The organism is Streptococcus suis S735 (assembly GCF_000294495.1).
GTDB classification, from domain to species: Bacteria; Bacillota; Bacilli; order Lactobacillales; family Streptococcaceae; genus Streptococcus; species Streptococcus suis.
Genome location: NC_018526.1, coordinates 625,490 through 640,470, shown reverse-complemented (window position 1 = coordinate 640,470; position 14,981 = coordinate 625,490). Strand labels below are relative to the sequence as shown.

General features: G+C 43.0%; 14 protein-coding genes and 1 pseudogene. 6 read left to right on the top strand and 9 right to left on the bottom strand.

Features of this window, described 5'->3' with window-relative positions; all coding sequences use genetic code 11:
* Nucleotide 1 precedes the first annotated feature (1 nt).
* Nucleotides 2-886, bottom strand: coding sequence for a DNA polymerase III subunit delta' (locus YYK_RS03190; protein WP_012775638.1), 885 nt, complete (start codon nucleotides 884-886; stop codon nucleotides 2-4).
* Complete coding sequence (tmk, locus tag YYK_RS03185) at nucleotides 883-1,521, bottom strand: dTMP kinase (protein WP_012775041.1); 639 nt, start codon at nucleotides 1,519-1,521, stop codon at nucleotides 883-885. The genes YYK_RS03190 and tmk overlap by 4 nt, the downstream gene beginning before the upstream one ends.
* Before the next feature lie 174 nt (nucleotides 1,522-1,695).
* Here tmk and YYK_RS03180 point away from each other — a divergent pair, with 174 nt between their 5' ends.
* On the top strand, nucleotides 1,696-2,562 hold the full coding sequence (locus tag YYK_RS03180; protein ID WP_002935357.1) for a YitT family protein: 867 nt from the start codon (nucleotides 1,696-1,698) through the stop codon (nucleotides 2,560-2,562).
* Nucleotides 2,563-2,598: 36 nt separating this feature from the next.
* On the opposite strand, the gene YYK_RS03175 is transcribed toward YYK_RS03180, so the two are convergent.
* The 7 genes and pseudogenes from YYK_RS03175 to YYK_RS03145 all read right to left on the bottom strand — a co-directional run bounded on the left by YYK_RS03175 (nucleotide 2,599) and on the right by YYK_RS03145 (nucleotide 9,473).
* Nucleotides 2,599-3,870: a toxic anion resistance protein gene (locus YYK_RS03175; protein ID WP_012775639.1), complete on the bottom strand. Its 1,272-nt coding sequence runs from the start codon at nucleotides 3,868-3,870 to the stop codon at nucleotides 2,599-2,601.
* 5 nt (nucleotides 3,871-3,875) lie between these two features.
* On the bottom strand, nucleotides 3,876-4,703 hold the full coding sequence (locus YYK_RS03170; protein ID WP_011922194.1) for a hypothetical protein: 828 nt from the start codon (nucleotides 4,701-4,703) through the stop codon (nucleotides 3,876-3,878).
* A 93-nt stretch (nucleotides 4,704-4,796) separates the two neighbouring features.
* On the bottom strand, nucleotides 4,797-5,453 hold the full coding sequence (locus tag YYK_RS03165) for a CBS domain-containing protein (protein WP_011922763.1): 657 nt from the start codon (nucleotides 5,451-5,453) through the stop codon (nucleotides 4,797-4,799).
* Between the two features lie 182 nt (nucleotides 5,454-5,635).
* Nucleotides 5,636-5,761 (bottom strand): annotated as a pseudogene (locus tag YYK_RS10205) (IS982 family transposase); the annotation flags it as partial.
* Between the two features lie 16 nt (nucleotides 5,762-5,777).
* Nucleotides 5,778-8,015 carry a DNA internalization-related competence protein ComEC/Rec2 gene (locus YYK_RS03155; RefSeq protein ID WP_012775040.1) on the bottom strand — a complete coding sequence of 746 codons (2,238 nt, stop codon included), beginning with the start codon at nucleotides 8,013-8,015 and terminating at the stop codon, nucleotides 5,778-5,780.
* A complete protein-coding gene (locus tag YYK_RS03150; protein ID WP_011922190.1) occupies nucleotides 7,999-8,661 on the bottom strand; it encodes a helix-hairpin-helix domain-containing protein in 663 nt (220 codons plus the stop codon). The genes YYK_RS03155 and YYK_RS03150 overlap by 17 nt, the downstream gene beginning before the upstream one ends.
* Nucleotides 8,662-8,723: 62 nt before the next feature.
* The gene (locus YYK_RS03145) at nucleotides 8,724-9,473 is read right to left on the bottom strand and encodes a lysophospholipid acyltransferase family protein (protein WP_012775039.1); all 750 of its coding nucleotides are present in this window, start codon (nucleotides 9,471-9,473) and stop codon (nucleotides 8,724-8,726) included.
* 146 nt (nucleotides 9,474-9,619) lie between these two features.
* Here YYK_RS03145 and YYK_RS03140 point away from each other — a divergent pair, with 146 nt between their 5' ends.
* The 5 genes from YYK_RS03140 to YYK_RS03120 all read left to right on the top strand — a co-directional run bounded on the left by YYK_RS03140 (nucleotide 9,620) and on the right by YYK_RS03120 (nucleotide 14,981).
* Nucleotides 9,620-11,065, top strand: coding sequence for a UDP-N-acetylmuramoyl-L-alanyl-D-glutamate--L-lysine ligase (locus YYK_RS03140; RefSeq protein WP_011922188.1), 1,446 nt, complete (start codon nucleotides 9,620-9,622; stop codon nucleotides 11,063-11,065).
* A gap of 151 nt (nucleotides 11,066-11,216) precedes the next feature.
* On the top strand, nucleotides 11,217-12,002 hold the full coding sequence (locus YYK_RS03135) for an ABC transporter ATP-binding protein (protein WP_011922762.1): 786 nt from the start codon (nucleotides 11,217-11,219) through the stop codon (nucleotides 12,000-12,002).
* Between the two features lie 12 nt (nucleotides 12,003-12,014).
* The gene (locus YYK_RS03130) at nucleotides 12,015-12,944 is read left to right on the top strand and encodes an ABC transporter substrate-binding protein (RefSeq protein WP_012775038.1); all 930 of its coding nucleotides are present in this window, start codon (nucleotides 12,015-12,017) and stop codon (nucleotides 12,942-12,944) included.
* 13 nt (nucleotides 12,945-12,957) lie between these two features.
* A complete protein-coding gene (locus YYK_RS03125) occupies nucleotides 12,958-13,983 on the top strand; it encodes a FecCD family ABC transporter permease (protein WP_012775037.1) in 1,026 nt (341 codons plus the stop codon).
* Nucleotides 13,980-14,981, top strand: a complete 1,002-nt coding sequence (locus tag YYK_RS03120; RefSeq protein ID WP_011922183.1) for a FecCD family ABC transporter permease — start codon at nucleotides 13,980-13,982, stop codon at nucleotides 14,979-14,981. Before YYK_RS03125 ends, YYK_RS03120 begins: the two co-directional genes overlap by 4 nt.

The following is a 14,981-nucleotide window of genomic DNA, read 5'->3' as shown; positions in this document are numbered from 1 at the left end:
TTTACAGAGTTATATACTCTAGACTATTTTGTAGACTTACGTTTGCCTGCCACATCTTCTTAGCCTTAAGAACAGCATCCATTTTTTCACGTACGTTTGCCGATTCCATCATTTTCTCAGATAATATCAGACTCAGAAGGTCAAACAAACGTCCCTGCTCAGCTTTTTCCACAGCTAAAGACACTAGGATTCCAACTTGCAAATAAGCACGTGTAGGCTCCACCAAGAGCAAGTCTGTAAATTTCTTTGCCTGTCCCATCAAATCTAAAAAGTTTTTATTTTCTGCTAACTTTTTCGCTTCTTCTTGACTTGAAACCAGTTGAGCTAAGAGATTCGCTTGTGTTTTTAACAAGCCCTCCTCTTCTAACATTCGCTCCATAGCTGGAATATTTTTAGGAAAACCTATAATCTGTGTCCGACTCTTGATAGTAGGAAGGACAGCTTCTTCCTGATTGGTCAATAAGAAGATGTGAATGGCTGACTGAGGTTCTTCAATCACTTTTAGCAAAGAGTTGGCTGCGTTAGCATGCATTTTCTCAGCATCACGAATAATGAAAACCTGCTTATTGGATTCAAATCCAGATTGTGAAAAATTCTTAACTAATTCACGTATCGTATCTGTTTTGATAACATTTCCCTGCGGTGCAATAACAGTAAGATCTGAAAACTCATTTGCTTCAATTAGACGACAAGACCGACACTTCTGACAAGGAAGGACGCCTTCTTTCTCCTGACAAAATAACGATTGACTGAGAAAAATTGCTATATCAAAACTAGCAAAGTCACCTGAAAATAAATAGGCATGTGCCAAACGTCTCTGCTCTAAAATTGTCACAAAACGTTGAAATACATAGGGTTGTAAGTTTCTAAGTTCTTCAATCTTCATGTTCTTTCTGCAAACCGTTTCTTAATGACCGCCAGAGCATTTGCAACAACAGCCTCTAGTGGCTGGCTGGCATCAATCTTTACAAACCGCTCTGGTTCCTGCTCTAAAATACTAAGATAGCCTTGACGCACCCGTCTATGCATATCTGCTTTTTCCATATCCAAGCGATCCACATCACGGTCAGCATTGCGGGCAATTCGAGCCAGCCCCTCTTCTGTATCAATATCAAAATAGAGAGTTAAATCTGGCTTTAAACCATCTGTTGCAAACTGGTTGAGCCAATGAATGTCACCTATATCCAACCCCCGTCCAAATCCTTGATAGGCAATAGAGGAATCGATAAAACGATCAATCAAGAGCAACTTCCCCTGTGCCAAGGGTGGAAGAATCTTCTCTTTCAAATGCTGACGTCGTGCTGCAATAAACAATAACAGCTCCGTCTTATCATCCATCGCTGTATTTGCAGGATTCAGAATAATATTACGAATTTCTTCTGCAATAGCCACCCCACCTGGCTCTCTAGTTGTGACTACTTCTGGCCCCAATTCCTGCAAGGCTGGCAATAACTGTTGCAATACCGTTGTTTTCCCTGCCCCATCCGGACCTTCAAATGTAATAAAAAAACCGTTTCTCATCTTTCCCTCGCTCTTAGTACCAGTATGCACAGTTCAGCACTTCACTTGTGAAGACTGGTTCTTAGATATTCATTCCATTTTACCAAAAATTAGTCAAAAAATCACTTGAAAATTGACTTGTTTTTAAGGAGAAAATCTTTTAAAATTGATATATACACATATTCGGAGATGCTTATGGTTCGTTTGAAAAATATTTTACTTATTTTGCTTGGTGCAGGGCTATTTGCCTTTGGGCTAAATTATTTAATCATGCCCAATCGTCTATTCGAGGGTGGCGCAACTGGATTGACGCTGATTATTTACTACCTTTTTCATATTCAACCTTGGATAATGAACATTGTGATTAATATTCCATTGTTCATCCTCGGGTGGAAAATACTCGGAAAGAAGACTCTCTATCTCAGTATCTTAGGAACCTTTAGCGTTACCTTTTGGTTGGCCATTTTTGAAAAAATCCATTTTTCAATCAATCTACAACAAGATTTGATACTCGTTAGTATCCTGGGTGGGATTCTTATGGGACTAGGATTAGGAACCATCTTCCGTGCTGGCGGAACGACTGGGGGAAGCGATATTATTGCTCGTATAGGTCATAAATTCCTACCTTACTCCATTGGACAAATCATTCTTGCAGTTGACATCCTCATCCTAACTCTGATTGTTATTGTTTTTAAAGACCTCCGAACAGTTCTCTATACTTTAATGATGGTTGCTATTGCTTCCAAGGTTATTGATTTTGTCACGGAGGGCGGATATGGTAGCAAGGGTGTTATGATTGTTTCTCAAAAATCTGACCAATTGGCTCAGGCTATTGATTGTGAAATCGAGCGTGGTGTCACCTTTATCAAAGCACAAGGTTTCTACAGCAAAGCCGATGTCAACATGATTTACTCGGTCATATATAAGAGCCAACTCCAAGAGATGAAGGAGCTTATTCATCGTATTGACCCCCACGCATTTATCACCATTACAGACGCACATGAAGTACTCGGTGAGGGATTTACTTTAGATCGAGATAAAAAACCAATAGAACGCCATTAAACAAACCTGCAGTTTCGCTGAACTGCAGGTTTTATATTATTGATTGGTTTCAAGTGGTTGCTCTGCCTCAGACTGTGCTTCTTTGCCTTGCTCCAGCAAAGCAGCAATGATTTTTTGATCGCGTAGCTTAACAGAATCGTTGATAGTCTCTGCTGACCGTACAATAGCTGCCTCCAACTCACGACGTTTCTGACGCCCTTCATCTATAGCTGCAATAATGCCATTATTTTGGGCAACCAAACTTTCTGCCAATTTGGTAACAGATGCTACTGAAAGGGTCGGATTCTGAGCTGTGCGTTCCATCATCGGGATGGCTTCTTTTGATGTATCCGCAAGCATTTGAAGGGCAGCATTATTAGCATTGACAATCGCATCTGCCGTCTGGCTAGACTTGATAGATTGTTGTAAGATGCCCAACTGTGCAATGGACAATTTCATTGTTGGAATAGTATTGCGACGTAACATCCCAAGGCGCTGTTTCATATCCGAAGAAACCTTGACCAGATTACGCATCTGCGGTGTCGTTGTCCACGCGACATACAAGCGACTCATATACTCAGAATGTTGTTGTTCGAGGATATTAGCAACCTCTGTTACACGTGCCAACTTCTCAGAAGCTACTTGATAATCTACCGTAGTTGGTTGCAGACCTGCCAAGCGTTCTTGCTCTGCTTTTGCTCGCTGGGCAGCCTCTTGACCAGTCGCTTCAATAAAGGCGATGACCCCCACCAAATTCTCGATAGACTTGGTATTATTTTCAATCAAAAGCTCTGCAGAAACAATATTGCGCGCCAACACCTCTTCCTGCTTGACCACACTGGCTGCCATGCTATCCATTTTCTTTTCAATGGTCTGCGAATCGAAATAAAATTCCTGCAAATCATTTTTGGTCTGCTTGAACAGGCGTTGGAAGAAACCAGGTTTCTTTTCTAATTCAGCAGTTGTGGAAATGTCCTTATACTTAGCCACAAAACCATTCAATTCACGGTTGGTATTGGCCAAAAGCTCATCGACCTGTGGAATTTCAATCTTCTTCTGTTCTGACAAAATGTGATTGACCGTGGCATTGACTTCTTCTACCGCTTCCTTACCAAAATCCAAGAGGACATTTTGATTAGCTAAGAAATTATCCACCAATTGGGGAGCCTTGGCACGAATACCTGTTTGTTGTTCCGGTGTCAACTGTGCCAAGAAAGACACTTTTGAATTATCTCCAGTCGGAGTCGCTTGAATAAGCTCTGTTGTCTTATCTTTGGTTGATAAACTATTATTAGCAATCTGATCAATATCGAAATTAAATCCTGACATCTTCTCTATTCCTCTTCTCTTTTCATCATACGCAGACTGACTTCAAAATCTTTCATATCCGCTTCGTTAAATTGTTTGATGGTATCATCCAAATCCTTATCAAACATTTCCATGGCTGATTTTGCCTGCACCAATCGTTCTTCTGCGTTAAAATAATCTTTCGGTGATTTTTTGATTTTCAAATAACCCTGTAAAATATCGTTAAACCGATTCATATTGGCCTCATGGATAGCTGTCAATTCTTCCCGCTTATCTGTCGCCTTTTCCAGCTTTTCAAGAATAACAAGATTGTCTCTTTGAATATTACAATAGGTTTCTAGAATTTCAGGAGCTAAATCCGCTATCATGCCTTGTTCATCCATCACAGCATTACCACCAGTAGAAACCTGTGTGTCAGTATTTTTTTCTGTTTTAGCTTCTGGCAGTTTTAAATGATATTTTAGTTGCAAGGTATCTACAACTTCTTTACTTTCATATCCATTCAGATATTTTCCAAATTTTTGATAGAGCTGATCTAATTCAAATAATTGTCCTAACAGTCTGTTTCTCAACTGTAATACAACCTTATCCTCACCCTTTTCCACCAAGAGCTCTTGATGCTTTTCATAGCCCGAACGAATAGATAGCGCTAATACTTGCAAGCGTTTTATAGAATCTCTATTCAAAAAACGCTGGATAGCCTCTCTCTTGTAAAAATAGCCAATTAAGAGCCCAGTGGGCAATAAGATATACCAGAAACTCATGACAAAACCGATTGCCAATAAAACAAGGAGGGCCACAAGTCCTGAATTATTTTTACCATATTTCTTATACTTTTTATATTTGTGCCCCATAGAGCCTCCTCACACATGATATACTTTATTATATCACATTCCCCTAAAATACTAGAATGATAGCTAAAGAAAAAAACCGAGAAATCTCGGTTTTTAAATATTTTTAGCAACAGTCGGAACCAAGCTATCCACTTGGATACCTGCACCTTCGAAAAGAGTTCGAACTTCTTCAACATCAACTTTTCCGTCAATCTGCACTTCGATGACAACTTTTCCGGACTTGGTAGCAAGTTGCACAGTAGATACAATATTATAATCCTTATCTGCCACCAATCGAATAATTTTTTCTAACTCCCCTGCCTTATTTTCAACAAGGAACCGAGCGCGTACTCCTTCTTCTCCATAACCTGAGACATGAAGAAAAGCTGCAAAAATATCACGATCAGTAATGACCCCATATAGTTGACCGTTGTCAACAACTGGAAGAATCCCCACTTTGTTTTTATACATGAGATAAGCAGCATCTTCAAGACTAGCATAACCTGAGACTGTGATAACATTCTTAATCATCACATCCTTGACCTTAGTCTTATTCAAAAGGTAGTTCATCTCGTAAATAGATAGGCTAGTTGCCTTCGATGGACTAGCTTCTGCGATCGTTCCCTCAGTGACCAAACCAACCAACTTATCATTTTCAATAACAGGTAGACGGTGCAAATCCTGTTCACGCATAATATCTGCAGCGTGTGCAACGGTTGTATCTGGTGAAATATAAACAACTTTACGGGTCATAAAATCTTTAACAGACATAGGACTTCCTCCTTTGGTAAATCATACTTTATTATACCACAAATTCGAAAACGATTTCAATATTTAATGAAAAGAAATGAAAATCAATTCTTAAATTCAAAATATAGACTATTTGAAATACAATGGAATGAGCAAGACTGCTGACTGAGATAGCCCAAATCTGCTACAATCACAGATTGTTAGCATCTTTCCAATAAGGCAGCAACCTCTTTGAAGTCGTTAACAGAAGCTGGCGTAGTAACATAGTGCAGAATATAGCCAGATAAGGCAGCGAGCACATAAACTTTGAAACTATAGAACCATAAGTGCATAGGATTTATCATTTTACCTCCTCACCGTCTCAATCTTCCACTCCTTCCAACCTCGGAAGCGAATGGCTCCTTGCTGGTCTGTGCGATAGACTTGGATATTCCGGCTGTCAAATCGTTCCAAGGTTTCTTGGTGAGGATGCTTGTAGCGGTTGTTTTCTCCAGCAGATACCAAGGCAATCTTGGCACCGATATGGTCTAAAAATTCAGGATAAGAAGAGCCTTTGGAGCCATGGTGACCGGCTTTGAGGACATCGACAGGCAGGTTGGGATAGGTTTCTATCAAGTCCAACTCCCCTTGCTCCAGGTCTCCTGTAAAGAGAAAGTTAGTTTCCAACAAGCGACCGTAAAGGACAATGGAGTCATTATTGCCACCGTCGCCTGTCCCGTCTGGATAGAGGACCTCCAGATAGGAGTCAAAAATTGGTAGGCGGTCGCCCACTTTTACCACATGGACAGGAACATTGATTTTTTTCAAGGTCGCTACAAAGTCAGGCACCGTCAGACTTCCCGGCGACACGACAATCCGACCAATCTGGACCTGCTTCGCCACTTCCAGCACATCCCCCACATGGTCTGTGTCGGTGTGGGTCAGGACTAAACTATCAATCCTATCCACACCCCGACTATGCAGATAGGGAATCAAAGTCCGCTCTGCATTTGCCTGCCGAGACCGCTCCTGCCACGCTTCCTTGGCCGCGAAATCGACTCGTCCGCCTACATCAATCAGAACCGTCCGCCCCCGCATATCCCGCAAAAAGATGCTGTCCCCCTGCCCGATGTCCAGCACCGTCACCTCATTTTCCAGCGGGTGTTTGGTGATGAAAAATAGCAGAGCGAGGACCAAGCTCAGTCCTAGAAGCCATTTCTTTCTCCTGTGGAAATCGTAGAGCAAGAAGAGGCTGACCAGCAAAAGCAAGAGGACCAGCTCAGACGGCTTGCCCAGTATCCAAGGCCGCAATCCCAAATCAGCCACCCAGACAATGATTTTCTCCATAAAGACGAAAAATCCGTTGACCCAAGTCATCTTGACAACTGGCGACAGGAGAAAAATGACTGACAAACCTGGCAAGAGTAGGACATCAAAGACAAAGGAAAAGACAAAGGTCAAGAGGATAGATAGAGGCTGAAAGGCATAGAAATAGGTCATAAGCACCGGCAAAATTCCCAGTGAAATACTGAGGCTCTCCACCGCAGCCTTTTTGACCTGCCCCAAATCCTCAAAATCAAAGACCGTCAGCAAGAAAGCATAAGTAAAAGTCAGCACTCCTCCTGCTGTCAGTAAAAATCGGGGCAGTATCAACAGACAGATAAAGACCGTCACCGCAAAATTATCCAACTTCCGCAAGCCTAGATTACCCAGAATTTTTTGGACCAAGGACCGCACCACCGACACAGAAAAGCCTGTCAAACCAGCATAGACAAGGGAAAAGGGAATTTGTAACTTATCCACTGTTTCCTTGGTCAAGCCCAGACGCAACAAAATCCAACGAAACTTGTCGATGAAAAAGCCCACCTGCATACCAGACAGGGCAAAGAGATGAATGATTCCTAGACTGGAATAGAGGTCACTCATCTGGTCAAAATCACTATCCAGCTCCCCAAACAAAAGCCCTGTCATGTAGTGACTCATGGGAGCCGGAAAATTGGTTTTGACATAGACCAAGGCCTGCCTCCGCCAAGTTGACAGCCAGTCAAAAACATTCCAAGACTGGACAGGGACAATCTTCTTAATCGCCGTTAGCTTGACAGTCCGATAGATGCCCTGTGTTTTCAGATAGGCCTGATAGTCAAAGCCCTTGAAATTCCGCTGACCAGCTGGCAGGCTGACCTCTGCTTCCACTTCTAGCTGGACCAGGTCTGCCAGATTTTGAAAATAGGTCTGCTCCTCCTGACTGGTTAATTTGTAGAAAACCTGATAGTTTTGTCCATCAGCCCGACCACGAAAAGACAAGCTGTCGCCATTGATGTCTATGGTATCTGGAATGACCTGCACAGTCGTCACTTGCTCTGGGGCTGACTGAGCTGCCCGCTCCCATTGGACCTTTTGGCATCCGAAAAAGAGACCACACAGGGTTAGAAGCGGCAGCGTTTTGAGGAAAACTGTCTTACCTTGCCGAACACCAAAGACAGCTAACACCAAGCTGAGCAGGCACATTGTCAAGAGGGAAAAAGAGTGGACTGCAAAGTAAGCTGCCACCGCCAAGACTGCCAGGTGAACGGGCTGGCAGGGGAGCTTACTCAACCGTGACATAAGGCCGAATGCTTTCCATGGTCTTGTCGCCAATGCCCGAAACATTGTTGAGGTCGTTCACCGACTTGAAGCCACCGTTTGCCTCACGATAGGCGATAATGTCCGCCGCCCGCTTGGCACCGATACCCGAAATGGTCTGCAAGTCCGCCTCAGTCGCCGTATTCAGATTGACCAGACTGGTGCTTTTTTCTTCTGGAGACATAGCAGAGCTGGCAGTCGTGCTGGCCACCACCGAGATGTTTTCGTCCTTGCTGGCTACATAGACCACCGCCTCATCGCTGAGCTTCTGAGCCAGATTGATAGACTTGGGGTCTGCCTGACTGGTCAAGCCGCCAGCTGCTTCAACTGCGTCATTGACACGCGCACCAGCTTCTAAAGTATATAACCCAGGCTTTTCCACCGCTCCTTTGACATCAACGGTTAGCTGGCTGAGCTCCTCACTCTCTTCTGTACTGGTTTCCTCCGTCTGCTCCTGACTGCTAGAAGCTTGCTCGGTTTGAGGAAAATCTGTCAGTCCTGTTTGATCAGACTTAGCAGGTTGGCTGAATATTAAAAACGTCGCCATTAGCAAGCCAGCCACTGCTGGCAGAGCAATTTGCCACTTGTATTCTTTAAGCATTTCTATATAAGTTTTAATCGTATCCATAAATTACCTCCACCTATATAGTTCGTAAAAAATACAAAAAACCCGCAAGCTGCGAGTTTCATTTACTTATTTTTATCCAACTGAGTACTTGGTTGCCAGAAGAAGCTGGCAATATAGCTAAAGGCATAGGTCAATCCCAAGATAAGAGCAACCAGCAAAAGAACTGGGATACGATAGATATAAGTCAAGATATTTGGTTTTTTCTTGGTTTGGAAAGATGCCGCATGGTCATCTAAGCGTTTGAACTCAGCCTCAATTCGGCTAGTTACTTCTGCTGTACCTGCATCATCCATACGCTTGATGTCCGAAACATCGATAGGATTTCCAAAAGCCACATCGATTCGCTCACCAGCTAAGAGCCCCTTGATAGTCATGGGACCCACATAGGTAGCTGGCATGAGTTTGACCTTGGCTGACTTGGCGATGACCGCCACACCACCTTTTAGCTCAGATGAATGACGACTTCCAGAAGGAAACATGACCAGCGAACGGTCACTTTTTTTCAACATGTTAACTGGATACTTGATGGCTGCCATGCCAGGATTGTCACGGTCAATTGGAAAGGCTCCACATTTTGAAATCCACCAACCAAAACCGCGGTCTTTGAAGAGTTCTTTTTTAGCCATAAAGATGAACTGCTTGGGAGCAGCTGCGTACCCAAGAAAGACTGGATCCCAGAAGGTTTTGTGCGGAGCGATAAGAATATAATTTTCCTCCTGTGGCAAAATCTTCTCTCTATCATGATAGTGAATATTGCCATTGATGGCCCACAACAAGAATGTTAATAGTGTTCGTAGATAAGAATAAAACATAAACTTCTCCTTTTTCAATCCCTCCTATTATAGCACAAATTTGCTTCAGGGCGAAATGTCATATTCATTCAAATTTACGGTCAAAATACCCACTATTTACATATCCCAGACTTGTCAAATATCCTCGATAGGTTTACAATAGAAGCATGATTACAATTGAACGTGTATTAGAAATATTGAAGGCGGATGCTAACTTCCGCCATATCAAACAGAATGACCAAACTGACAGCACATGGACGGATGTCCAGTTTGACGCTCTCAGCTATGACAGCCGGACTGTTAGCCCAATGACCCTCTTTTTTGCCAAGGGTTTGGCCTTTAAAAAGGAATTTCTGGAAAAAGCTATCGAGGCCGGACTGGCTTTTTACGTGTCTGAAATCAACTATGAGGTCGGCATTCCTGCTATCATCGTCCACGACATCAAGCAGGCTATGAGCCTGATTGCCATGGAATTTCATGGTCATCCCCAGAAACAGCTCAAACTCCTGGCCTTCACCGGCACCAAGGGTAAAACAACGGCGGCTTATTTTGCTTTTAACATCCTTAAACAGAGCAAGAAACCTGCCATGCTTTCGACCATGAACACCACGCTGGACGGTAAGACCTTCTTCAAGTCCACCCTGACCACGCCCGAAAGTCTGGACCTCTTTGCCATGATGGCGGAGGCGGTCAAGAACGGCATGACCCACTTGATTATGGAGGTGTCCAGCCAGGCTTACTTGGTCAAGCGGGTTTACGGGCTGACCTTTGACGTCGGTGTCTTCCTCAACATCAGCCCCGACCACATCGGCCCCATTGAGCATCCGACCTTTGAGGACTATTTCTATCACAAGCGCCTTTTGATGGACAATAGCAGAGCGGTCATTGTCAATGCTGGAATGGACCATTTTGAAGTCGTGAAAGAGCAAGTCAGCTCCAAAGACCATGACTTTTATGGGCCGACTTCTGAAAACCAGATTAGTCAGTCAGCAGGTTTTGATTTTACAGCGACTGGCAAATTGGCTGGCCATTACGACATCCAGCTGATCGGTGGCTTCAACCAAGAAAATGCCATCGCAGCAGGACTGGCCTGTCTCCGTTTGGGAGCAAGTCTGGAAGATATTCACACAGGGATTGCCCAAACCAATGTCCCTGGTCGTATGGAAGTCCTGACCCAGCAAAACGGTGCCAAGGTATTCGTGGACTACGCCCATAACGGCGATAGTGTCAAGAAGCTGATTGATGTCGTCTTAGAGCACCAGACAGGCAAGGTATTTTTGATTTTGGGAGCTCCTGGTAACAAGGGAGAAAGTCGCCGCAAAGACTTCGGTCTTCTGCTCAATGACTATCCGCAGATTGAGGTGATTCTGACAGCTGATGACCCCAACCGTGAAGACCCAGCTGCTATTGCTGAACAAATCCGTGCCCACATGACCCGTACAAGCAACTTTATCTTGGACCGGGAAGAAGCCATTCGCACAGCCATGAGTCAGACAAGCTCTCCGAAAGATGCCGTCATCATCGCAGGCAAGGGAGCCGATGCCTACCAGATTGTAAACGGCGAAAAGGCCGCCTATGACGGTGATTTGGAAGTAGCAAAACAATATTTGTAACATACGGTCCTTGTTCACAAACAAGGACTTTTTTATAACGATTCTCATTAAATTAAAATTTTCAGAAAACTCTTTGTTTTGGTAAATTTTTTTGATATAATACTGGTCGGAACAAATTATTAATGAATCATATTCTGGAAAGGAGGAGTTTGTGTCTTCGATTCAAGCGGAAAATATCCAAGTCTCTTACGACAATCGGATTATTATTGATGAATTATCAACAAGTATTCCAAAAGGAAGTATAACGACAATCATTGGTGCCAATGGCTGTGGAAAATCGACCTTGCTTAAGGCGTTGACAAGGATTATTCCTGTTCAAGAAGGGGCTATCTATCTAGATGGACAAGCCATTTCACAACTGCCAACCAAAGAAGTTGCAAAAAAATTGGCCCTGCTCCCTCAGGTCTTAGAAGCGACAGAAGGGATTTCCGTTTATGAACTGGTCTCCTATGGTCGCTTTCCGCATCAAAATGGGCTGGGACATCTCACTGATCAGGATAGAGAGAAAATCAACTGGGCCTTGGAAGTCACCCGGACCGCTCCCTACGCTAGGTTACCAGTTGATGATTTATCAGGTGGTCAGAGGCAACGGGTTTGGATTGCGATGGCACTTGCCCAAGATACGGATACCATTTTCTTAGATGAACCAACAACCTATCTTGATCTCAATCATCAATTGGAAGTCTTAGAACTTTTAAAAGAACTGAATCAAAGCCGACAGAAAACCATTGTGATGGTCCTTCACGATGTCAATTTATCAGCTCGATTTTCAGATTATATGATTGCCATGAAAGAGGGAGATATTCGCTACCATGGATCTGTGTCCAATATGATGACAACTGAGATACTTAGGGACATTTTTAGCATTGAACCTCAATTGATGCAGGTTGCTGGTCAAGATTACCCTATTTTGCTAACTTACGATTTAAAAAAATAATAAGGAGAAAAAATGAAAAAGTTTTTAGCTATTTTTAGTTTATTTGTTGGGCTGGTTTTCTTAACAGCTTGCTCTACCTCTTCCTCTTCAACAGACGTAGAACTGTCTAGCATGCCAAAGATTGAAGGCATTACTTACCACGGTGACATTCCAAAAAATCCTAAAAAAGTTGTCAACTTTGCTTACTCTTACACAGGCTATCTCTTACAATTAGGAATTGATGTATCTAGCTATAGTCTAGATTTAGAGAAAAATAGTCCCGTCTTTGGAGACAAACTAAAGGATGTTCCACAATTAACAACAGCAGATACAGAAGCGATTGCCGCACAAAAGCCAGATGTCATTCTAGTATTTTCTGGTGATGATAACTTAGAAACACTGAAAGAAATTGCTCCAGTTATTGAAATCACTTATGGAAAGAGTGACTACTTGAAAATGCTGACAGATATTGGTCAGATTTTTGGAAAAGAAAAGGAAGCACAAGCCTGGTTAGATCAATGGGATAAGAAAGTTACTACTGCAAAAGAGGAATTGAAAGGATTGATTGATACAAGTTCAACATTTACTGTCATGGACTTCTTCGATAAGAACATCTTCCTTTATGGTAATAACTTTGGTCGTGGTGGAGAATTAATCTATCGCGCTCTCGGTTTTGCCGCTCCTGCAAAGGTTCAAGAAGACATCATCAATAAAGAAGGCTGGTTTGGGGTATCTCAAGAAGCTCTTCCAGAATATGTTGGCGACTATGTCCTTGTTAACGTCAATGATAAAACAAAAGAAGCAGCTGCCTCTCTCAAAGAAAGTGATATTTGGAAAAATCTACCTGCTGTAAAGAATGGTCACGTCATCGAGATAGACTATAACCTCTTCTACTTCTCCGATCCGATGTCTTTAGATTTACAAATTGACGCCTTTGTCTCAGAAATTCAAAAACTTCAGTAAAAGGACTGGATATATGAACAAACTAGTAAGTTCTCGTTATCCCAAAACAAAGCCAAAGAATATTTGGCTTGTTTTTTTCATCATCTGTCTTTCTTTCATAGCTGGAGTCTATCTTAGTTTACGCTTTGGAGCTATTTCTTATAGCCACCAACAACTGATAGAAACCCTAAAGCATCCACTGACAAATTCTTCCGCTCAGGATGTTATCATCGATTTACGCTTGCCTAGAATGGTAGCCGCCATCTTGGTAGGAGCTGCCATGGCCCAAGCTGGGGCAATGATGCAAGGAATTACACGCAATCCGATTGCCGATCCTGGCTTATTAGGAATCAATGCTGGAGCAGGACTTGCTCTCATTGTTGCCTATGCTCTGTTCGGTGGTTTGCACTACAGTCAAATTTTATTAATATGTTTACTGGGCTCCTGTCTGGCAGCCGGCCTAGTCTTTGGTCTAGCTTATCAGGTGCAAAAAGGCTACAATCAACTACGTTTAATTTTATCTGGCGCCATGGTAGCAAGTCTATTTTCTGCTATTGGTCAAGCTATTACTATCTACTTTGATTTATCAACTGCAGTGATTGGCTGGCAAGCTGGGGGATTGGTACAGGTAAACTGGAAGATGCTGGCCATCATTGCTCCTCTTATCATCATCGGCCTCATCCTTGCTCAACTCTTTTCGCATCAGCTGACCATCCTGAGTCTCAACGAAACCGTTGCTAAAAATCTAGGTCAACGAACCTTACTGATGACCTTGGTTTTGTTGGGAATTGTCCTTCTACTCTCAGCTTCTGCGGTAGCTCTTGTGGGCTCACTTTCTTTTATCGGGCTCATTATTCCTCACTTTATCCGCATGTTTACAGGGAAAAATTACAAGCTACTCTTGCCATTAACTGCCTTTGCAGGGGCTAGTTTCCTCATCTGGGTAGATTTGGTTTGCCGTTCTATCAATCCACCTGTTGAAACTCCCATTAGCGCAGTCATCAGTATCATTGGTCTCCCTTGCTTCCTATGGTTGATTAGAAAGGAGAAACACTTTTGATAAGACATCACAACTATCTAAAAATATTCACATTCCTGCTAATCCTTTTATTTATCATTTTCCTACTTTCCTTATCTATCGGCTATAGCAATTCATCCTTTTCGGATTTCATCGACATCATGAGTGGGCGTGCCAGTTCATCGACTCTACTTATCATTGGACGAATTCGCTTACCTAGAATAATCGCCTCCATTATCGGAGGGGCTTCTCTGGCTTTGGCGGGTTTGTTGCTACAAACTTTGACCCGCAATCCTCTGGCAGATTCTGGAATATTAGGAATCAACGCAGGAGCTGGTCTTGTTGTGGCACTATTTGTCGGTCTCTCTTCAAAAATCAGCCCTGTCTTATTGAGTCTCATGCCTCTATTTGCTATGATGGGCGGTGGATTAACCATTTTTCTAGTTTACTGGATTGCACGTAAGAAGCTGTACGGCATCCATCCTGCACGCTTAATTATCACGGGAGTTGGAATTTCGAGCATGCTGTCTGGTATCATGGTCAGCATCATCAGCCAATTAGATGACTTTAAGATGGAATACATTGTCCAGTGGCTCAGCGGTCGAGTAAATGGTGGAGATTGGAAAACTATCGCAATCTATACTCCTCTTCTTCTATTGGTGTGGATGGCAACGTTTAGTCGAAGTCGCTCACTCAATATTATGAATCTAAACGACCAGACAGCCATGGCTTTGGGGCTCCACTTACAGCGTGAAAGGCGGATTACCTTGATATTGGCTACCGCCCTAGCCTCTCTTAGTGTCATTTTAGTTGGTAATATCACCTTCGTTGGTCTCATTGCTGGTCACATAGTGCGCAAATGGTTAGGAAATGACCATCGTGTCATCATTCCAGCTACTATGATAATAGGAAGCTTCATTCTACTTCTAGCGGATACCATAGGACGAGTACTACTTGTCGGAACAGGCATCCCAACCGGCATCATTGTCTCCCTTATCGGCGCTCCCTATTTTCTGTGGTTACTAAAACAAGAAGGCTAG

Coding starts and splice junctions, on each gene's coding strand:
- YYK_RS03190 (WP_012775638.1), bottom strand. CDS start 886: ATGAAGATTGAAGAACTTAGAAACTTACAACCCTATGTATTTCAACGT.
- tmk (WP_012775041.1), bottom strand. CDS start 1,521: ATGAGAAACGGTTTTTTTATTACATTTGAAGGTCCGGATGGGGCAGGG.
- YYK_RS03180 (WP_002935357.1), top strand. CDS start 1,696: ATGGTTCGTTTGAAAAATATTTTACTTATTTTGCTTGGTGCAGGGCTA.
- YYK_RS03175 (WP_012775639.1), bottom strand. CDS start 3,870: ATGTCAGGATTTAATTTCGATATTGATCAGATTGCTAATAATAGTTTA.
- YYK_RS03170 (WP_011922194.1), bottom strand. CDS start 4,703: ATGGGGCACAAATATAAAAAGTATAAGAAATATGGTAAAAATAATTCA.
- YYK_RS03165 (WP_011922763.1), bottom strand. CDS start 5,453: ATGTCTGTTAAAGATTTTATGACCCGTAAAGTTGTTTATATTTCACCA.
- YYK_RS03155 (WP_012775040.1), bottom strand. CDS start 8,015: ATGTCACGGTTGAGTAAGCTCCCCTGCCAGCCCGTTCACCTGGCAGTC.
- YYK_RS03150 (WP_011922190.1), bottom strand. CDS start 8,661: ATGGATACGATTAAAACTTATATAGAAATGCTTAAAGAATACAAGTGG.
- YYK_RS03145 (WP_012775039.1), bottom strand. CDS start 9,473: ATGTTTTATTCTTATCTACGAACACTATTAACATTCTTGTTGTGGGCC.
- YYK_RS03140 (WP_011922188.1), top strand. CDS start 9,620: ATGATTACAATTGAACGTGTATTAGAAATATTGAAGGCGGATGCTAAC.
- YYK_RS03130 (WP_012775038.1), top strand. CDS start 12,015: ATGAAAAAGTTTTTAGCTATTTTTAGTTTATTTGTTGGGCTGGTTTTC.
- YYK_RS03125 (WP_012775037.1), top strand. CDS start 12,958: ATGAACAAACTAGTAAGTTCTCGTTATCCCAAAACAAAGCCAAAGAAT.